The sequence below is a fragment of the Bradyrhizobium elkanii USDA 76 genome (assembly GCF_023278185.1).
In the GTDB taxonomy this organism is placed as follows: domain Bacteria; phylum Pseudomonadota; class Alphaproteobacteria; order Rhizobiales; family Xanthobacteraceae; genus Bradyrhizobium; species Bradyrhizobium elkanii.
In genome coordinates this window covers 4,005,896-4,024,888 of the sequence record NZ_CP066356.1, presented here as the reverse complement: position 1 = coordinate 4,024,888, position 18,993 = coordinate 4,005,896, and the positions used below count along the sequence as shown (strand labels likewise).

General features: G+C 60.0%; 23 protein-coding genes. 15 read left to right on the top strand and 8 right to left on the bottom strand.

Annotation, left to right across the window (positions count from 1 at the left end; translation table 11 throughout):
• Window positions 1-7: 7 nt before the first annotated feature.
• On the bottom strand, window positions 8-619 hold the full coding sequence (locus JEY66_RS19490; RefSeq protein ID WP_016843383.1) for a DUF1989 domain-containing protein: 612 nt from the start codon (window positions 617-619) through the stop codon (window positions 8-10).
• A 102-nt stretch (window positions 620-721) separates the two neighbouring features.
• Between JEY66_RS19490 and JEY66_RS19485 the strand changes: the two genes are divergently transcribed.
• Both JEY66_RS19485 and JEY66_RS19480 read left to right on the top strand, forming a co-directional pair.
• A complete protein-coding gene (locus JEY66_RS19485) occupies window positions 722-1,693 on the top strand; it encodes a LysR family transcriptional regulator (RefSeq protein ID WP_018272234.1) in 972 nt (323 codons plus the stop codon).
• A gap of 115 nt (window positions 1,694-1,808) precedes the next feature.
• Entirely contained in the window at window positions 1,809-2,669 is an 861-nt protein-coding gene (locus JEY66_RS19480) for a sterol desaturase family protein (protein WP_240537337.1), read from the top strand.
• An 85-nt stretch (window positions 2,670-2,754) separates the two neighbouring features.
• On the opposite strand, the gene JEY66_RS19475 is transcribed toward JEY66_RS19480, so the two are convergent.
• Window positions 2,755-3,990, bottom strand: a complete 1,236-nt coding sequence (locus JEY66_RS19475) for a glycosyltransferase family 87 protein (protein WP_016843380.1) — start codon at window positions 3,988-3,990, stop codon at window positions 2,755-2,757.
• A 550-nt stretch (window positions 3,991-4,540) separates the two neighbouring features.
• Here JEY66_RS19475 and JEY66_RS19470 point away from each other — a divergent pair.
• The 11 genes from JEY66_RS19470 (at window position 4,541) to JEY66_RS19420 (ending at window position 11,634) form a co-directional block, all read left to right on the top strand.
• The gene (locus JEY66_RS19470) at window positions 4,541-5,722 is read left to right on the top strand and encodes a tyrosine-type recombinase/integrase (RefSeq protein WP_018272235.1); all 1,182 of its coding nucleotides are present in this window, start codon (window positions 4,541-4,543) and stop codon (window positions 5,720-5,722) included.
• A gap of 351 nt (window positions 5,723-6,073) precedes the next feature.
• The gene (locus JEY66_RS19465) at window positions 6,074-6,280 is read left to right on the top strand and encodes a helix-turn-helix domain-containing protein (RefSeq protein ID WP_129965115.1); all 207 of its coding nucleotides are present in this window, start codon (window positions 6,074-6,076) and stop codon (window positions 6,278-6,280) included.
• Window positions 6,277-6,957 (top strand): hypothetical protein, encoded by a 681-nt coding sequence (locus JEY66_RS19460; RefSeq protein WP_018272237.1) that lies wholly within the window; start codon window positions 6,277-6,279, stop codon window positions 6,955-6,957. Before JEY66_RS19465 ends, JEY66_RS19460 begins: the two co-directional genes overlap by 4 nt.
• 58 nt (window positions 6,958-7,015) lie before the next feature.
• The gene (locus JEY66_RS19455; RefSeq protein WP_129965116.1) at window positions 7,016-7,213 is read left to right on the top strand and encodes a hypothetical protein; all 198 of its coding nucleotides are present in this window, start codon (window positions 7,016-7,018) and stop codon (window positions 7,211-7,213) included.
• A 286-nt stretch (window positions 7,214-7,499) separates the two neighbouring features.
• A complete protein-coding gene (locus JEY66_RS19450; protein ID WP_129965118.1) occupies window positions 7,500-7,865 on the top strand; it encodes a hypothetical protein in 366 nt (121 codons plus the stop codon).
• Between the two features lie 421 nt (window positions 7,866-8,286).
• Window positions 8,287-8,655 (top strand): hypothetical protein, encoded by a 369-nt coding sequence (locus JEY66_RS19445; RefSeq protein ID WP_018272239.1) that lies wholly within the window; start codon window positions 8,287-8,289, stop codon window positions 8,653-8,655.
• Window positions 8,656-8,657: 2 nt separating this feature from the next.
• Window positions 8,658-8,975 carry a hypothetical protein gene (locus JEY66_RS19440; RefSeq protein ID WP_129965119.1) on the top strand — a complete coding sequence of 106 codons (318 nt, stop codon included), beginning with the start codon at window positions 8,658-8,660 and terminating at the stop codon, window positions 8,973-8,975.
• Between the two features lie 5 nt (window positions 8,976-8,980).
• A complete protein-coding gene (locus JEY66_RS19435) occupies window positions 8,981-9,214 on the top strand; it encodes a hypothetical protein (RefSeq protein ID WP_018272241.1) in 234 nt (77 codons plus the stop codon).
• Window positions 9,211-9,843, top strand: a complete 633-nt coding sequence (locus JEY66_RS19430; protein ID WP_018272242.1) for a hypothetical protein — start codon at window positions 9,211-9,213, stop codon at window positions 9,841-9,843. The genes JEY66_RS19435 and JEY66_RS19430 overlap by 4 nt, the downstream gene beginning before the upstream one ends.
• Before the next feature lie 175 nt (window positions 9,844-10,018).
• Complete coding sequence (locus tag JEY66_RS19425) at window positions 10,019-10,975, top strand: hypothetical protein (RefSeq protein WP_129965120.1); 957 nt, start codon at window positions 10,019-10,021, stop codon at window positions 10,973-10,975.
• Window positions 10,975-11,634 (top strand): HK97 family phage prohead protease, encoded by a 660-nt coding sequence (locus JEY66_RS19420; RefSeq protein ID WP_080650375.1) that lies wholly within the window; start codon window positions 10,975-10,977, stop codon window positions 11,632-11,634. Before JEY66_RS19425 ends, JEY66_RS19420 begins: the two co-directional genes overlap by 1 nt.
• A gap of 89 nt (window positions 11,635-11,723) precedes the next feature.
• On the opposite strand, the gene JEY66_RS19415 is transcribed toward JEY66_RS19420, so the two are convergent.
• The gene (locus tag JEY66_RS19415) at window positions 11,724-12,158 is read right to left on the bottom strand and encodes a hypothetical protein (protein WP_129965121.1); all 435 of its coding nucleotides are present in this window, start codon (window positions 12,156-12,158) and stop codon (window positions 11,724-11,726) included.
• Between the two features lie 336 nt (window positions 12,159-12,494).
• On the opposite strand from JEY66_RS19415, the gene JEY66_RS19410 reads away from it, so the two are divergent.
• Complete coding sequence (locus tag JEY66_RS19410; protein WP_018272248.1) at window positions 12,495-14,558, top strand: methyl-accepting chemotaxis protein; 2,064 nt, start codon at window positions 12,495-12,497, stop codon at window positions 14,556-14,558.
• A 270-nt stretch (window positions 14,559-14,828) separates the two neighbouring features.
• Entirely contained in the window at window positions 14,829-15,119 is a 291-nt protein-coding gene (locus JEY66_RS19405; RefSeq protein WP_018272249.1) for a hypothetical protein, read from the top strand.
• Between the two features lie 170 nt (window positions 15,120-15,289).
• On the opposite strand, the gene JEY66_RS19400 is transcribed toward JEY66_RS19405, so the two are convergent.
• The 5 genes from JEY66_RS19400 to JEY66_RS19380 form a co-directional block, all read right to left on the bottom strand.
• Window positions 15,290-15,634 carry a hypothetical protein gene (locus tag JEY66_RS19400; protein WP_041482668.1) on the bottom strand — a complete coding sequence of 115 codons (345 nt, stop codon included), beginning with the start codon at window positions 15,632-15,634 and terminating at the stop codon, window positions 15,290-15,292.
• An 86-nt stretch (window positions 15,635-15,720) separates the two neighbouring features.
• Complete coding sequence (locus JEY66_RS19395; RefSeq protein ID WP_018272252.1) at window positions 15,721-16,761, bottom strand: AbiJ-NTD4 domain-containing protein; 1,041 nt, start codon at window positions 16,759-16,761, stop codon at window positions 15,721-15,723.
• A 158-nt stretch (window positions 16,762-16,919) separates the two neighbouring features.
• The gene (locus JEY66_RS19390; protein ID WP_018272253.1) at window positions 16,920-17,597 is read right to left on the bottom strand and encodes an SOS response-associated peptidase; all 678 of its coding nucleotides are present in this window, start codon (window positions 17,595-17,597) and stop codon (window positions 16,920-16,922) included.
• Window positions 17,598-17,626: 29 nt separating this feature from the next.
• The gene (locus JEY66_RS19385; protein ID WP_018272254.1) at window positions 17,627-18,499 is read right to left on the bottom strand and encodes a GIY-YIG nuclease family protein; all 873 of its coding nucleotides are present in this window, start codon (window positions 18,497-18,499) and stop codon (window positions 17,627-17,629) included.
• A gap of 44 nt (window positions 18,500-18,543) precedes the next feature.
• Window positions 18,544-18,957 carry a hypothetical protein gene (locus tag JEY66_RS19380; RefSeq protein WP_026192926.1) on the bottom strand — a complete coding sequence of 138 codons (414 nt, stop codon included), beginning with the start codon at window positions 18,955-18,957 and terminating at the stop codon, window positions 18,544-18,546.
• Between the last annotated feature and the right edge of the window lie 36 nt (window positions 18,958-18,993).

The window sequence follows — 18,993 nt, the reverse complement described above, 5'->3', positions numbered from 1 at the left end:
GACAGCTTCAGGCGATGAGAAAGTGAGCGTCGGTCGGCCGCATGTCGTTCACCGGCACCATGTCCTGCGGACAGGCCGAGAACACGATGACCAGATCCATCTCGGCGCGCAGCGCCACATACTGCCCGGCCTCGCTGACCGGCGACCTGAAGTCCAGTTGTCCGCTGTCGTCGACCGGCACATTCATGAACAGATTGAGCGGCGCCGGCGTCACCGCGGCCGACAGTCCGACGGTCTCGAGCGCGTGCGCCAGATTCTGCGTGCAATTGTCATGATGGCCGACGGCGCCGAGCTGGCGATAGCGGTGGATGTCGCAGGCCGCGATCAAGGTGTCGTGGATTCCCGGCGTTGTGTCGGCGACCAAGGTGAGGATGGCGCGGCGCCGGTTGGTGGTCAGCGTGTCGCCGACGCGCGGAACGAGCCGCAGCATCGATGCGCGGCTGTGCTCCATCGACATGAACTCGCCGGTGTCGCGGGCATTGAAGGCCCAGGTATCGACCACCTGCTTGCCGTGGGTGTTGACGATCGTGACGGTCTCTCCCGCATCGAGGCGAGCCGCCACGCCGTTGCGGGCCGGGATCAGACGGGCGCGGGTCAGATCGATGGTTGCTGCGGTCACGTGATGTCTCCTCAATGGCTCGTTGCGCCATTGGAGCACCGCCCGTCATGCAATTCTAATAATATTAGTTGTGTCCATTATAGCAGATTCGTATAGTCGCTCATGCGCCTCAGACAGCTCGAATGCTTCCGCGCCCTGATGCTCCACGGCACCATGACAAGGGCGGCCGAGCTGCTCGGCATGTCGCAGCCCGGCATCAGCACCATGATCGCGGGCCTCGAGCACGAGACCGGCCTCAACCTCTTCCTGCGCCGCGGCGGCCGCCTGCAACCCACCCCGGAAGCCAGGCTGTTCTATGTCGAGGCGGCGCGCGCTCTCGAAGCTGCCGAGAACGCATCGCGCGTGGCGGCCGAGATCAGGTCCGGGCGGCGCGGTCACCTCGCGATCGCGGCCTATCCGAGCATCTCGATCAATTTGCTGCCGCGTCTGCTGTCGCAATTCGCCAAGAACAGACCCGAGCTGCAGATCAAGATCATCACGCGGAATTCCGCGACGGTCCGCGAGCTGATCTCGACCCAGCAATTCGATCTCGCGGTCGCCGAGCTGCCGCTGGATTATCCGACCTCGCATATGGAGGTGTTCTCGTATGAGTGCGCGTGCATGCTGCCGCATGCGCATCCGCTAGCGAAGCTGAAGCAGATCACTCCTGATGACCTCGACGGCGTTCCGTTCGTCACGCTGTTTCGCGGCGACCCGATCTATCAGCAGCTGGCATCCGCCTTCTCCGAATATGGCGCACGCTGGAACGTGGTGGCGGAAACCGAATTCTTCTCGACCGCCTGCCAGCTCGTCGCCGAGGGCCGCGGCGTCGGCATCGTCGATCCGGTGGTGAGCAAGCCGTTCACCGAGGGCCTTGCCATCCGCCCGTTCAAGCCGAAGATCCAGTACCAGATCGCGATCCTCTCCCCGACGCATGAGGCGCCGTCGCAGATGGCGCAGGATTTCGCGAAGCTGCTGCGGCGTGGATTGCGGGGGGGTGAGTCGAGGTGGTGGCGGCGCAACGCTGGTGGAGATGTTCGCAAGGATGGAGTGACGGGCTGGATTTGGCCCGCTCCGGCTCGCGGACACCCGTGATCCCCGTAGCGGCACGGGGATGCTGATTAACGCTGCCACAACCCGGGTTTCGTTTCCGATTGACGCCATCGGGGACCGAGGTGGTAGGCTGTCGCCATTTCATGTGGCCATTTGAATGCGCGCGTTATTGGAACAATATCAGCTGTTGCTGGCGCCCCTGATCTTCGTGCCGTTCGAGCAACTCTTTGCAGCGAGGCCGCAGAAGATCTTCAGGCGTGGTCTGTCGACCGACATGGCCTTCCTGTTTCTCAACGGCTGGCTGGTGTTCATCGGCGTGACCGCGATCATCGCACTGGCGACGCTGGTCAATCAATCGATCCTGCCCTCGGCCGTCAAGCAGGCGGTCAGCGATCTCCCGTATTGGGCTCAGGCGCTCATCGCGATCGTGATCGGGGACCTCGGCATCTACTGGACCCACCGCATCCTGCATGTCGTGCCCGCCATGTGGCGCATCCATGCCGTCCATCACGCCGTCGAAGAGCTGGACTGGCTCGCCGCGATCCACCAGCACCCGCTTGACGTGACCTTCATGAAGGTTGGTTCGCTGTTTCCGCTGTTCGCGCTCGGTTTCTCCGCTGAGGCGATCGGGACCTATCTTGCGATCTACTACTGGCAATCCTGGCTCGCGCACGCCAACGTGCGCCTGGGCTACGGCCCGCTACGCCATGTCCTGGTGTCGCCGGAGTTTCATCACTGGCACCACAGCAGCGAGCGGGAAGCCAGGGACAAGAACTACGCCGGGCTGTTCTCGTTCTACGATGTGCTATTCGGCAGCCTCTATCTTCCGGAAGGGCAGAAGCCGACGGCATTCGGCGTCGATCATCCAATGCCCACGAGGTACCTGGCGCTTTTGGCCTATCCATTTTTCGCCTGGGCCTCGATGCTCAAGCGCGACGATCCGTCGGGCACCAGGCGCCCGGTTGGCGCGGAGGCTGTGCCCGGCACGGCAACGCCGCCGGCGCACCAGGACGGCTGATCCTATGATCTTCGCAGACTGTTCGCGATCAGGACACTAAAGCGCGATGAGATCGGGTTGAATCCTCATCGCGCCGGATCATGCTTTAGCCTCCAACGGTCGCAGATTTTCGCAACTCCTCGCCTGGAGCCGTCTCGCCGGCCTCTTGCCGGTATCTCGTCCAGATCAGCGCGATCACGGTTGCGCACATCATGGGGCCGAGAGGCGTGCGCACGAACGGGAAAGCGTATCCCAATACGAAGACGACGCTGACCGCGATCCGGAAGGCGCTTCGACCCGAACGCGACGCGAGGCGGCCCGCGCTGGCGTTCATGAGAAACACCAGCGCGACCACCAGGATCGGCATATCGTAGATCGCGAAGTAAGGAGAAATCAGCGGCGTTGCCGCCAGCAGGCTTGCGGCCTTTACCGCGAAGCTGACATGGCCGCGCCACAGGATCAGCACCCCGACCGCAACCACCGATGCGATGGCGACGTGAAATGCCATCGCCAGACCATAGCCAAGGCCGGCGTCTCTCAAGAGACCATAGATGCTCTGCAGTTTGTACCATGGCAGCGCGCCACTGAGGTGGAATTGCGTCGTGGCGAAGGTGGCGGCCGCGCGGAATCCATCGAAGGTATCCCAACCGAAGATCAGCCCGGCGAGCAGCAGCAGGACCGGAATCATAAGGGCGGCGGTGATGACGACGCGCCAACGTCCGGTGGCGATCAACACGAAGGGAAGCAGAACGCCATATTGCGGTTTGAAGATGAGCAGCGCGATCAGGATTCCGCTGAGAAGCGAACGCCTGTCCAATGTCAGCAGGATGCCGCCGAGCAACGATGCGGCAAGCAGCGCGCTTTGGCCGGAGATGAAATCGTAGAATACGGGCGGAGCAGCGAGTGCCAGCAGAAGCGCGGCGGAGCGTGGCCGGATGGCATGAACGACAAGCAGCCAGCAAGACAGCTTCGCCGCGCTCCAGACCCAGAACGCGATCGGAAAGGGCAGCAGCGCCAGCGGCGCCACAACCAGGAAAAACACCGGCGGATAAAAGAACGGAACCGGTACCTGATCGTAAGGATACGGAGCGTGATTGAGGGATTGCAGCCGGAGAACAAGTTGCTGATGCAGCTGCTCCCAATCGTAGGCCGCCGCCGCATGGCCTTCGAGCGCCATCGCGCCCGCGCCCCAGAAACATGAAAAATCGATTCCGGCCTGGCCAGCACCACCAAAAAATGCCGGTATCGAAAGCAGGATCGAGACGCCGAACAGGACAGCGCAGGCAACCATCAGCGCCGGGTCGTCTCCTGCAGAAGCGTCCCAGTGCAAAATTTTCTTCATGTCGTCTGAAACGGCTCAATCATGAAATGGCGCAATCTACCATTGCACTCTCGGGCCGAGCAACGGAACGCCGGCGGCAGCTGGAGATGTTTGCGCGGATAGGGTGAAGAAGCGGGTGTCGAATGGACGAGCAGGTTGTGGCCCGCCTTCGCTCACTTCGCTACGATGGAGTTTCCTGGGCTTGCCGGGCCGTGGGTCGCGAAGCGACTCATGCCTCGCCGATGCAGCCCGCCGTCGCCCTTCGGGCTATGGCGTGGCAGCCTTCTCGCTTCGCTACGATGGAGTTTTCCCGGCCTGCCGAGCCGTAGCTCGCGAAGCGAGCGAAGGCTGGTGGGGGAGGCAGGACTCGAACCTGCGAAGCCATGAGGCGGCTGATTTACAGTCAAAATTTCGCATGGAAAGTGGTTGTAACTGGTTGCAACTGAGGGAGCGTAACCTTGTAAAATCACTGGTGAATTCCCAATATGTTGGCTGTTTGTTTGAAAGTGAATGTGACTGATTGGAAGCCTTCCACCTTCCACCGTCCTTCCACCAATTGGAAACAGCACCTGTGAAGTTCACCAGCACGACGGCCATGCGGAAGCTCAAGGCACCCGAGGGTAAGACCGAGGTTTTGCTCTGGGACGATCTCATGCCCGGCTTCGGCGTACGCCTCCGGGCAAGCGGTGCCAGCTCCTACGTCGCGCAATGGCAGATTGGTTCCCGGCAGGGGCGGGAAACCATCGGCCGTATCGCCGTCCTCGATCTCGAAGCCGCCCGCGAGAAAGCCCGGCATATCCTTGGCCTCGCCCAAACCGGCAAGAACCCCAAGGCCGCCCGGCTTGAGGAAGAGCGCCGGATATCCCAGTCCATCCTGCCTCTGATCGAGGCATACCTCAAAGCCAAGAAGGCAGGCTGGGCCGCGAAATATTATGAGGACAACGAGCGGGCGCTTAAGGTCCATTTCAAGCGGCTTCACGGTAAGGCGCTCACCGAGATCACCCGCTCGGACGTGTCCGAGGAGCTGGCGACGATCGAGCAAGAGCGCGGAAGCACCACGCGCAACCGCTCCCGCTCTGCCCTCTCCGCTTTCTTCAATTGGGCAATTGGCGAGGGCATGTGCGAGAACAATCCGGCCGAAAAGACCAACAAGGCACCCGAGATTAGTCGCGACCGTGAGCTGAGCCCCGCCGAGCTTCGCAAGCTCTGGCTTTCGCTCGACGGCGACCAATTCTCGCAGGACGAACGCGACGTGGTTCGGCTGCTTATGCTGACGATGCAGCGTGCCGACCAGATTGGCAACCTGCGGGTCGCCGAGATCGCTAACGATCGCGTCACATGGACGCGCGCCCGTGCCAAAAACAAGTCGCTCGCGAGGCATGTCGTCCCGCTTGCGCGGAAGGCGAAGGAGATCATCAGTAGTCGCAAGCTCGAAGGCCGCGACTACGTATTCGGCAAGAAGAATGCTGGATTTGGGAACTGGACACACCTGAAAGAGAAGATTGATGCAGTAGTCCAGTTCAACGAACATTGGATTTTCCATGACCTTCGCCGCACCGGCAAGACGGCAATGGCCGAGCACATCGACGTGCGCCACGAAGTCTCTGAGGCGATTCTCAACCACGGCAAGAAGGACATGGATAAGGTCTATAACAACGCCCAGTACGTCCAGCAGAAGCTCGAAGCCCTGACGAAATGGGAAGCCTACGTCATGGCCGCCGTCACCGCTGAGGATGCGCGACAAGCGGCCTAGCTGACTCACCCGTGCGATAAAAGTGAAGCCCGGTCACTCTGGCCGGGCTTTTTGTTTGAGCGCTATGCGGGCTTTTTATTGCCTCGCCCCTCCCCGCTCTTCGTCAAGACAACTTTGCCGACTATCGAAGAAAGTTTTTGATTGCCGAAAAAGACGAAACCACTGCTACACAAGGACTTTCGTGCTCAGGGTTTTATATGTAAAGGACTACTTGCCTCGACTTGAATGAATGTGCGTGGTACCACGCGCGCACGTTGTTCCCCGCCACCATTGGCTAAATGAAAGCGCCTCCGAAAATTCTCGGTGGGCGCTTTCTCCGTTTGCGCTCAAACCAAAGGAAGTAATCACATCATGCCTGCAAAACCTCGCGCGCCATTGCCGCTGCATCACCCCGATCGCATTGGCTGGCGCATCGCCGAATACGCTCAGATGACCGGACTGGATGTTGGGACCGTCTACAACCAAGTCTACAGCGGCGCGCTGCCGAGTGTGAAAATCGGAGGGTCGCGCCTTATTCCGCGTCGTGTCGCCGTCGAAGCCGGTCTGATCACAGAATGACCAAAACTCAAGCGCGGCTGGTGAAGGTCGATCGCACTGACGCGAGAGCGGTGGCGCAGACCCGCGCGCTTATTAAGCTGCTCTACGACGTTCACGAAAACAGCCGGAAAACACCACTCTACCAGACGCGCAAGAACATCCGCTTTTCCGAGCTGGAACTACTCTTCGCCTATCAGTTTCGCGACACCGTGTTGCCCGACGACAGCGCAGGACTGGACTGTCTCCACATCGCGGCCTGCCATCTCTGGCACCTTGGTAAGAATTGCGGTCCAGATGCTGCAATCAGAGAGTGGGCCGCGCAGTGGGCTCCGTGGCTTAGTCCCTACGACGTAGAAACCATTATCATGATGGTTGAGGCTGATCCTCGGAAGTGGACAGCCGACGAACTGGGCCAAGAGATGCAGCTGCCATTCGAGACGCGACAAGCGCTCGGCATCACCACCATCGGTGCATTCGATCTCGATAAGGCTGGCCGCGAGCTGCGACGTAAGCGTTGCAAAAAGCAAGCCGAAGCCGAACGTCGGCGTAAGCGCGGCGCACAGCCGCGCGCTGAGTATCTGGCGACGCACTCCGAAAACAGGACTAAGCCGTGGCTGGCGCTGGGTATCAGCAAGCGCACCTATCAACGCCGCAAAGCAAACGCCAAGGTTGGCACAGGTCCGTGTACAGCAAAGTAAGTAAGTAACTGGTGTACACGCACTTGTGCCACTTCGCACCAACCGAATAGAGCAACAGATGACCAATATCGTAGTACTAGACGACCATAGGCCACGGCCAACTGATGACGACTGCCGCGCCGCCTACCGGCGGCATGCGGACAAGAAGCTAGACGACGCAATCAAGGCGTTCGCCAAAGGCGAAACCCTCACGTCTCATCAACGCGGCTTGCTGTTTCTTGCGGCAAGAAAAGGCCAACGCTCGGTGACGGCATGACCACAATCACAGTCCGCAGCGGCGATACTATCGCTGTAACAGCGTCAAGCACCGGCTGCATTCTGAAAATCAGCGGAAGCGCGCACATCGCCCGGATGCATATGTGCGCCTCGTGCTCCAAACCGATCGCGCCGACAAGGAAGACTTGCTCTGACCGGTGCCGGACGGCGTTGTACCGGTCTAGTCGTGACAAGAATTCCCCGTCACATGTGACAAGGCATCGGCTATGATGCCAGCAAACGCTAGACGCGCCGAGCAAGCACCTCGCATCAACGTTGTTACGAGTGTGACCGATGCCGTCCTTGCCGCTTTCGCCAAGCGTGAGTACCAGCGCGAGCTGGTCAAGGTTGCCTTGCTCGATACGACTATGAACCGCGTAATGCTGGACGTTGCCAGCGCGATTGCTGAGCACGCCGAGTTGGTGACCAACGAGGTAGTCGTTCCGGTCACCGCACTGCAAGCCGTATGCAATCCCCCAGCATGGGGACTGCGCTGGCTGAGGGATGCCGGATATGTCGCCGCATACAAGGGGGCATCGCGTGGACCGGATGGCGGGTTTCGCTGGCGCGTCACGCTGAGCGCACGTTGGTTGCGAGCTGCAAGTGAGCACCATCCCATTCGCAAATGGATCGCGCAGCAAGGCTGCTGGTGAGTCCGCAGCTAGTCGGCAGCACTGGCAGCCACCGTCAGAACAAACGCACCAGTGACTCGCGCTGAGTCAGGAAACCGGCATCTGACAGCGTTGGTCGGCAAGACCCGCAGCACCGTCAGCACTAAGCCAAAGCACCAATTCCCATAGAGAAGCGCTCCCACATGAGCAGCGCGTAAGCGCGCGCTCTCTGCTCTTCCCCTCGATCTAACGCACCACGAGCCCGCGCTGCTGATCCTCGCAGCGAATGAAGGCTCAGATGGTGCGCTGTAATACGCAAAAGGTTCTTCCATAGGGAGGGTGCCGGAACGGGTCAAGCCCCAGCGCTGTATCCGACTACGCATAACGTTCGCTAAGGGGGTTCAGATCATTGCCATTTTCAACACTACGGAACCTCGCACAGCACTTGTAAGGAAAACTTGACATGGACTTAGACCTGTTTGGCGATCGGCCAGACCCACTGACCGAGAAACGCTACGTGCGCGTAAGCACGGCTCTTTCCCTCATGAGCATCTCGAAATCGAAACTCTATTCGTTGATCCGGGAGGGCCGGATCACAGCCGTCAAACTCGATACAACCACGTACATCGATACCTATAGCGTCAAGGCCCTCTTTACTTCGTGCCCAAGGATCAAGCCGAAGCACAAGGACGTGCCTCCCAGCCGCGAACTGCTCAAGGCTCTCGGCTTTGACGCACCCGACGACGCCAGCTTGACGCTCTCGATCGCTGAGGACGATCTCCCCCTCGACGACCGGATGGCCCGGCAGCTCAGCAAACGCGGGGGGCAATAGCGATGCGCGATAGCGTGAACGATCGCCTGTTACACGAGCTTCTGCAGCCCGCACTCGATTGTCTTGACCGCGCTATGGCTGAGGCCATCGATCCGGCAGTTGCCCAGCTTCCTCCGGGACAAACACGAGATCGTGTCACCAAGTCCGTCAGGCAGCTCAAACGCAATATCCGCCAGCTCCCGCGCAGCCTCGCCAAGCACCATATCCGCACCGACGACGAATTCAGGGACGCGCTGCTGGCTGAGGTCGGGCGACTCGTCGCCAGCTCCGCCGAGATCGTCGCCCTGTGCAAATGTGAGGGACGCCGATGGGAACATTAAGCATAGTGCAGCAGACCGACGAGCCGCAGACCATCGCCGAAGCCTTCGCCACTTATGCCAGCGACTGCCCCTGTGACGGATGCCGCAACGCCGACTTGTGCTCGGTTGGTCTCGCCTGTGGCGAATACGTTCTCTGGGTCTGCGCGACCGACTGCTACATTCCACGTAATGTGCCGAACGATCGCGAGCCATCGTCCGCTCTTTATCGCAAGCTGTTCGGCAAGCGGAGCTTGACATGACCGCAATCTATCCAACGAGACCGACAGGCCCGGCACAGCTCGACGAGGAAATAGTCGGTGTCACCCGGTCTGAACTATCCCGCCTTCGCCAGCGCATCCGCGCAGAGATCGAAGGCCAGCTCTGGGCGGAGATCGAAGGCCAGATCAGGGAAGAGACCAAGGTCCAGCTCCGGGAGGAGATCGCTGCCGAGCTGCGCGAGGCCAAAAGGGAAGCCGCCGAAGCCCGGCGCGAATGGTGGAAGTCGGAGGAAGAGCGGGACGGCTGGCGCGACCGCGCTAAGATCGCCGAAACCTTGCTTGAACCGCTGCGCGAGAAGGTCGCCCGGTTGGAAGCCGAACTCGCCTCCGCGCGCCTAGCCCAGACCGTCATCGATCTCGGCAGCGCAAGCCGCCCGATGGGCGGCATGATGCCAGTTCCTACGCTTCTCGAACAAGTCCCGCACGGCGTGATTAGCAAATCCAGAGTGTACGAACTCGCCAAGTCAGGCGAGATCACATCGTGTCAGTCGGACGACGGGCGGCTCTACGCATTGCCAGCAAGTTTTTGGGCTGCGGTTCGCAAGGCGGCGGCAAGGAAGTGCTTGCGGCTGCTCGAACGCGATGGGCAGCTAGTCGCCGAACCGTTATGAACCGGACGAACTGGACGAGCTACGGTATCGCCTCCGAAACCGGGCTATAGTTGCCTTCGTCGCCCGGAGCGAACCGCGCTCCCGCCCAAACCCTTTCCCAATCATCCCGAACCCCAAAACCTACGCCTCGTTGCCAGCGTGCAACGGGGCTTCACCTGTTGAAACGAGGACTCCTATGGGATTTTCATTCTTCCCGAAAAAGGGCGGTCAGACCCTCAAGTCACTGATCAAAGAAATCGCGAACATCGAAGATCGTCTCGGCACCCTTCGCGGCGAACTGAACGACGCTCGCGGTGCTGCCGCCGCCGCCTCTGAGGCGGCTGAGAGGCTCGTTTTCGAGCGTAAGCCAACCGCCGAGATCGAGGCCGCGCATGCCCTCCTTGCGCAATCGGAGGCGTCCGCGAAGACGCTTACGTCTGTCATCCGCCGCTATGAACAGGCACTCGCCCAGAAACGCGCCGAACATGACTCGATCGTTCGTGCCGAACTGGCCGCGAAGCTGGCTAACGAGCACGAGGCCGCTCTTCACGACTATCAGGCCGCCGCGCTCGCTGCGGTCGATGCTATTCGCGCATTGATCGCGCCAGCCGAGAAAATCGGAGGTTTGTCGTTCGCCGCCGCAGAAATCGCTGGCTTCGCGCAATCGATCTCCCGCGATCTCGCGCTCAGCGTAGATCACACTGCGGCTGAGCTTGCCTACCTGATCGACGGTCTCCGCGCTGGCCGGATCGCGCCCAATATTCCGGTCGAGCATGAGCCCGTCGCTCCGACTGCAGTCGCGCCGGTCATCGAACGTCGTACCGTGCTCGCACTCGCTCCAATCGAGTGGCGCGAGGATGACGGGGCCATGGCTTGTGTCTGTGGTAGGTATTCGCAAGGCGCACTCCCGGTAGCAATCGCCGCCCGCGCGATCGAGTACGGATACGCGCTGGACTTCGCCGACCCGCAGGTTCGCGTTCTGACACGCATGCACTCTCCCGCGCTCACCGCGCCGGGCGCGAAGCAGAACGTCAGCCTCGACGATCCTTCCTTGCAAAAAGCTACGCCGATCTTCGGCAGTGATCGCGTCGCCGCTGATGCTGGTGTTCACGACAGCCACGGCAAGTCGTATATCGTTCATGGTGGCGTCTAATGCCCGTAGCGCCTTGGACTACTCGGCGATCGCCTGAAAAGCGGTTCGCCAAAACATCTGCATCGCCACGGTCGTTCAATCCGAGTCAAAGAACCGTCGAAGTCGTCGCCTCCGCTGGATCACCTGTCGATCGCGGGCTATACACCGAGCGACTGAAAATCAGCCCGTCGAGCGTTGATCTCAGCCGCATGCAGAAAGGCGGCATCGCAGTCCTCGACTCTCACTCTCAGGCAGGTCTCGGAAACATCATTGGCAAGGTCGTCAGCATCCGCTTTGACGGAGGTCTGATGCTTGCGACGATCAAGTTCGCCGAGACTCGCGCTGGTGACGACGCGATGGCGATGGTTCGCGACGCAATGATCCCCGGATCATCGATCGGATACGTCGTCCGCAAATGGCGGTTTGAAGATAGCGACGGTCGCGTACTCGACCCTGAACAAGACCGCATCCCATCTGATGGCAGCGTCACCGCATGGGCTGTCCGGTTCGAGCTGATGGAGCTTTCGCTCGTGAGCGTTCCCGCCGACTCTGAAGCAGTCTTTCGTAGTCTAGACGTTACCTCGCTTGCCGCTGCTCACCGCGCAGCGCTCGCACGTATGGCCGCGAGAACCCGCATGCTTGCTCGTCAGCGCATGATTGACCGCATGCGTGGCCGGTGATGTTTCACAGTCAGACCGCTCTATGGCGCGAGCAACAGCGCATCGCCGCACACGAGAGCGCACACTGCATCGCCCGCTTTGCTTGCGGTCTATCGATCGATCACGTCTCGATCGTCGGCCGCCTCGAAGGTTACCGCACGATCAATGGTGTCGTCATCGGTGGCGCTGCAGATGATGACGAGCGCGGAGACTTCTCCCGGATCGTCGTGCTCGTCGCGGGCTCGATCGGCGAAGAAGTGTTTCTCAGCGAAGGCACGGGACTGCGCGGCTCCGATCGACGCAAGGCACTCCGCTACGCCGAGCGCCTTGCGTCGAATAGCAATGCGATCTCGTTGCTCATTAGAGCAGCGGAGGTCGAGGCGGAGGCGATACTTCGCCAGCACGAGCTTGCCTTCCGCAACCTCGTCGAGACCCTGCTCGCCCGTAGCAGGCTGACCGGTCAGCAAGTGCTCGAAGTGATAGGACAATCGATCTAACCGGTTTCCGGTGGTTACCGCACCGGAACGGACGCGGGCACTCAGCATCTTCTATTACGCCGTGACATAAAACATCACGAGAGATGTTGAACCCGCGTCCACCAATTCAGCTCCCTGCGCATCGGTTTTAGCCCTGTGCAGGTCGATGGCGGTGGCGGAGCGTTGAGGTTTTTCCCTATTCCTTCCCTCAACGCTCCGCGCATGCCTAATTCCAGCGTTCGTCGAAGATGTTTGCTGCATGGTGTCATCTACCTGCAGGGTCACCATCGTCATTCGGCGTAGGCGCGATCGAGCCGCCGGTCAGTTATGGCCTTTCGGATCGGCGGCTCTCGCTGCCCACCACACACACATTCCACGCGCAACGGCGCGAACACGGAGTAATCAATGTCCGAACAAGAGACCATGCGCCTTGTCGCAGAAGTGGTCGATAAAAGTACCGGAGTCCTGAAAAAGATTCAGGAGAGCTATAAACAGCTCGGCGAAGAGACAAGGAAGACGCACGAGACAGGAAGCAAAGCCGCTCGTGAGCACAGCAAGCATATGAAGGAGCTTCACGAGCGAGTCGAGAAGGCCAAAGACTTATTGTCCGACGCCATGGTGCCGGTTCTGGCGTCGCTCGGCGTCACTGCACTCGGCGTCGGCGAGGCCGTCGGAAAGCTCGCCGAGAAGATCAAGGGTGCTGCTGAGAAGTACCAACTTTTAAACGATACGGTGAAGCGCGGCCACGTCTCAGCGACATTCGTGCAGGGCATGAGTGAGGCATTCACCCGCCTCGGCATGGATGCGTCAAAGGCGAATGAGTTCATCGGCGAGACCGGCGAGACCCTTGACAAACTCCGCCGTGGCAACGCTGCCGAGATGCAGCGCCTCACCGATACCTTCGGCAACGCGCTGCCGTGGCTTGAAAAGGTAGTCGCAGGCGCTCGCAACTATCAAGAAGCCGCCGAGCGCATCATGAAGTCGCTCACGGATACCCGCATCCCGATCGACCAGCGCCGCAAGCTGGCGGAAGCCTTCCACATCGATCCCCGCATCGCCTCCAAGAACGGTGAAGAGGTTGGCAAGGCTCTCGCCGAGAGCATGAACGAAGCTGCAAAGCACGCCCTGAACCTCGATACGCTGTCAAAGCTTGATGACGCATACACCAATCTCGCCATTGCCCAGCAGCATTTCTGGAGCGACTTGATCAACATGTACGGCCCAGAAGCCGTCACCGCGATCGAAAAGGTCACAGAGGCTACCGACGCCTTCGGTAAGCAAATCAATTACGAAATCCGGGACGCCAAGGCGTTGTACGGTATCCTCAAGAAGATTTGGGACGGTCCCAACATCCCATTCCTGAAAAAGACGCCCGGCGAGGCTCTTCACGACTACTTTTCAAGCCCGGAGACCAAGCGCGGCTCTGTGGTGCCATTCATGGCTGATCCTCACGGTCTGTATCACAAGTCGGCGTTCTTTTCCGATCTCGGTGGCGACCGGAGCAACCCGCTCTACCGTGGTGTACGTGACGGCGTTCTCGACGCCTTCCGCCAACTCATGGGTGAGAAGTCTGCCGGTGCTGGCGGCGGCTTCACCAACGCCTCATACACCACCGAGGGCGGCGGCTTTAACAGCGCCGTCGTAGGCCGCTGGGGAGGCTATGGCAGCGGTGGCACTGGCGGCCACGGAAGCCGATCTGACTCACCCAGCGGCTCCGGAGGCGGTGGAGGAGTCATTCCGGACGATGCCGGAGCTGACACTTCCCATCTGATCGGTTCCGACTTCCTCGAAGCCCGCCGATCCCGCTTCGCCAAGGAGCTGAAGGACCCGAACGTCATGGCCCGCGTCAAGGCCATGATGGCGACAGAGGGTACCCCTCTGCAGAGCCTTGAAGCCGCGATGAACCGGGCTGATTACACCGGCAAGTCGCTCGCTCAGACGCTCAGTCCCAGTTTTTACGGCCCGATGCGCAAGGCAAGCTTTGCGCGGATCGTGGCGGCGATGCGCAACGGCAGCGGCAAGAAGTACGATGCGCTGGTCGCCAAGGCTCTGGCAGGCAGCGATACGATCCACGGCTACACCGATCAGGGAATGCCGACCGATCCGAACGGCTCCCGCCGCAGCGCGGCCTCTGCCCGCGACCACATCTCGGTCCGGGACCGGACCGGCCTCAACGAGTTCACCGATTGGGCGGCTGGTCCCGGTGGACGGCGGGCGGCTCACGCCTATCGCCAGATGATCGAGCAGCACATCAACGCCGAGCGTCACGGTGCCCGGCTCTCGGACCATATCATCCGCAACCACCTCAAGAGCAGCCACGGCAGCGGTTTACTCGGCCACGCTTCGCTCAGTGTCGATTTTCACAACATGCCGCGCGGCACTCGCACGTCAGCGAAGGTCAGCGGGATGTTCAAGGAAGCGAAGCTCAATCGCGGTCGCCCGATGGCGATGGCCTCACAGGACAGCTAACATATTCGGGTTCGTCGCGACCCTGCTACCCGATCTACCGGAATGGGCTGGCGCGATGCCAGCCCTTTCGTTTGCTCGCCCACAACCAAGGAACGCAATGCACAAAGCAAGTCACGAAGAGATTTTCCAGAACGTCATCGACTGGCATCTCGCCCAAGCGATCGATGCCCGCAAGAGTGGACGAGACCTCGACAGTGCCCGACACCATCGCATCGCGATCTACCTTCGCGGCGATCGGAAAGCACCGTGGCGCACTGCAAGCGTGCGCCGATGACCTACACCTTCGAGGTTCTGCCTCTCGCAGTCCGCGACGATCGCCGCGTCGTTCCCGACTTCGACGCTGTGTGCAGCGCTCTCAGCGAGACCGCTGCAATGCGTATCGCCGGAAAGATCGTTGCCGAGGGTGCGGCTATCGGCGTCGTCGGCGCTAATGTTTACCGCTGCCCATGCGATGACGAACCACGGCCGCGCTACCACTCGGAGAGGATCGCCTACATAGGCAAGCGGCTGGTTTGGTCTGGCTATCATCGCTCTTGGGTAGTCGAAGACGAAAAGCTTTAATCAACATGCTGGCCTTCGCTGTGCTTTCGGGCACTGCGAGGGCTTTTTTTTGCGTTTTCATAGCTACGCTACTTGACGCGCGCGCAGTGCATGTCGGGAATTTCTCAACACTTCCGCACCACTTGACATGTTAGTAAGCGCGGCTTGACGTGGTTTTGCCCTGCCCGAATTCACTGGACTTGCCAACTCCAAAGCTCGGACTCAATTTGCCATCCGTGAGCTTTCAGCCATTGGAGATATTCATGCCCCGCAAGTATGCAGTTCTCTCTCGCAAAGACATTCCCGCCGATGGTGTCGGCGTCGTCCAGATTGATGACCGTGAACTCCGCCGCATCATCGGCAATGATGATGTCGCGGAGGAAGTAGTCGCGTACATCGAGTCGCTGTGTGATCGCGCGAAGGTGAATTACGCATAAAGGACTTGGACGATCGCCGACAGCAAACAGCCCCTCTTCGGAGGGCTGTTTTTCATAGAGGCCTCTCTTGCCGCGAAATCTAGTCAGCGTATCCGGCAATCGTGAAATCGACGCGATCGACGGCGAGAAGCATGAGAGCGGCGAGTATTGAGCGAAGCATTTCTAGGTAGTCCATAGGGTGTCCGTCACATCCTGCGAATAAGGCTTTTGATCCAGATCATCGAGTTTTCGATAGCCCAATTGGTCTGCTGATCAGTGAGGCTGGGCATGGGGGCAGCGCCGGGGCCGTGTCCAAACGGATTGCGGACTTTCGTAAAGAAGTGCTTCAGCGCCTCCATCTCCCACACCTCGATGAGTTTCGCGCCCATCAGGTTATCAATGTAGTTGTGAGCGCCTTTCTCCTTGTCTGTGGTCAACTGCTTTTCGCCCGAGATAATCTTGATGGTGCTTTCTAGAGAGCGCGCGGCATAGAGAGCCGGATCGCGCCCGCCCGTATCGCGCAGATCAATAGCCTCCTTCATGTCGTGGTCAACGTTGTGCCACTTCGGCTCCGCCACCAGCCGCCAAAACGGCGTCTCGATCTCCTCCGCGACCGTTTGGTCCTCAGAGACTTGAATAAAGCCGTTGTGGTAGTGCAACTGGCAGTTAGCTTGGCGAAAGCGGGCATTTAGCTCGTTCACGGCCCCCTGAAACTTGGCGTTCAAGCTAGCATTTTTCGCTCGTACCGCATCGGCGGTGTTGCCGAGTATCAGCAAGCCGACGCCTTTGGTGACCGTTCGGTCGAACCCCTCAGCGATTGCGATATTTCCAGCTAGGTTAGCGTTCAGCGTCGCCAAGAACTTCTCGTGCTCACGAAAGCCGATTTCGACGAGGCTAAGCCGCTCCTTGACAAAGCGGTCAGCCGATGTCTTGCCGTCGAAAGTCTCCAGCATCCACGTCTCGCACATCTGCACCCTGCTAGGGTGATAGCCCTGCCATTGATTTTGCTTGTTGTAGTAGCCGACGTACGGCGGAGATAGTTCTTTCAGGCCAAGCTCTCTCGCTAGCAGGTCGTGTATCAGCGTCCAAAATTCCTTGCCGCGCTTGTCCTCGTTGCCGTCCACATAATACGGACAAATATCATTCAGAAGTTGGTAGCCCTGCACGAGAAGGCGGCGGTGCTCCTCGTAAAACGTCTCCCACATGCGGGGCTGTGCGTAACGATGGGCAAAAATATCAGTCAGCATTAGAAATTTTCCTTAGCCAGTTCCTCTACTTCGGTGGCCTGCACCACACCGATGATCCGCCGAAGCTTCGCTGCGACGCCCGTCCAGCACCGGGCGTCACCTTGCCTGCACTGGGACCGAAGGCCAATCGAAAGACTTCATTTTATGAAGATTGAACATCAGTCCTCCGGTCCGCTTGCGACAATTTTGTCCTCCTTGTCAGCCCCACGCATCACGATCTTGAGGGCGTCACCCGGCAACGGCCGCTGAAGTGCCTTCGCCTCATCCCACGGCGCGCGCATCCACACGTCACGCTCCGCGTCGGTCGTCAAGATCACGGGCATGGCTTTCGGATGGATGGGCTCAACGATCGCATTAGCTGTAGTGGTCAGAAAACCGTAGACGAGATGCGGACCGGGGATTGGCTTGGACTTGGTACCCCGGTCGCCCTTGTATTCGGTCCAGATGCCAGCGAAGGCCGTGAGCGGTCGGTCGTCGCTGAGCGCAAACCACACCACGTCCTTCTTTTTGGTCTCCGGGTTAGGCTCCGGCGCGTACTCGGCGAAGCTGTTGAATGGCACCAAGCATCGGCCCTCGGGCTTGAGCCAGCCGCGCCAGTGCGGTGATGAGGTGTTGCGGATGTTGGTGACCGGTGGTCCGCCAGTGCGCGGCGGTGGCGGCATACCCCAGCGCATCATGATCATCTCGCGCTCATCGGCGGCATTTCGGATCACGGGCGCGGGGTAGTCCGGAAACACGCCCGGCATCGGAGCCAGATTGCCGACGTAGCGGTTGACCACGCGGAACAGGTTGAGGATTGCGGCTTGGTTGGTCGTGATCGAATAAAGGTTGCACATGATGCAGTTCAGACTCCCGTGCGCCAACCTCAGTTGTCATTGAGGCCGTAGGGCTGGCGGGTATGCAGTCGTTCCTTCCAACTGCTCTCCAACCGAATGACTTCCTCCGGTGGCATCGCCGGGGAAACGAGTTCGAGGATTGTAAATCGAAAGTTCGACGGGTCACGCTTTCGAAGCAAACGGTTGCCACCATGACCCGAGGCCCCGTAATGCCTCCACCGGCCAAACAGGTTTTCCGCGCCATAGGCCGAGCCGATGTATCCTTTCGCGTCCGACGTGTCGAAGATGTAGTAGATACCTCGCCATTCAGAGAGCCGAGCTTGCCAGCGTTTCGGCAAGCTGGTGAGCTGGCTCCAAGTGAGGTCGATCTCGTCCCATCTCTGCATCGCCGTCTCAAGCGCGCTTTCCTCCAGCACCGCGTGCACTCGCATCTGGTTGCGATGAGCGCGACGCCACCAAGATCGTTCGGGCGGCGGCCAGTCGATGATCAGTTTGCCTTTCCATTCGGAGTAGAATGGGAGCAAATCCAGATCGAAGCGAAGGCAGGAAGATCGACGGCCGGTAACAAACGCTCGCAGGCCCAACTTGCCGAGTTCGGCATAGGCGGGAACGCTCCAAAATTGTTTCTGCGTGAGAGACTTCGACTTGCCGATGGCGTACAGACCGATGAACAATGCTTTGCCCGGCCCATGCCGAATAAACGACGCAATGTGCGACGCGGACAGCATCGCGTTCTCGACCTTTTCGCTGTTGGTCTGCTGGTAAGCATTGAACAGATCGGGCCGGTCGGCGGCTATCAGGGGAAATACCTTGTTCAGCTCCGGCTCGGCCGGACGATGGCGAAAGACGAGCACGCCGCTGGGCTCGATGCCCTTTCCAGCCAGTAAATCGTTCAATTCCATGCAGCAGCTCCAACGTCAAAAGATGCTCAAGCCACGTCGCTGATCTAGCGCTCACCCGGCCACCACTTCGATGGCGGATCGTTGGCTGAAATCTTGGTCGGTCGCAGCGCGATCAGATGGCTTCGCTTGAAGGGATAACCGCGCTGTTCGGAACACAGTTTGCACCGCATGTACCGCTCTAACTCGTGAATGGGCGTCGTCTTAGGTCGGCGCACGATGTCGAGCGCCACACTCTGGTGTGTGTCGCAGCCTAGGCACTTCACCTCAAGGTACCCGTAGCCCGCGTTGAGGGCGTCACCTAGCGCGGGTGACGGCTGAGCTGGCCCCTGAAAGGCGAGCATGCGGGCGTTCCACGCCTCGCACGCGAGCCGGTCGGCTTTTCGGCGGGCCTTGGCGGCTTGCTCAGCGGTGGCGCGGACCTGTGCGCCGAATAGGTATTCGCGGGATTTAGAGCCCATGCCGACCATCAAAGCGCAGCGGCGAGCGGTCGGCAA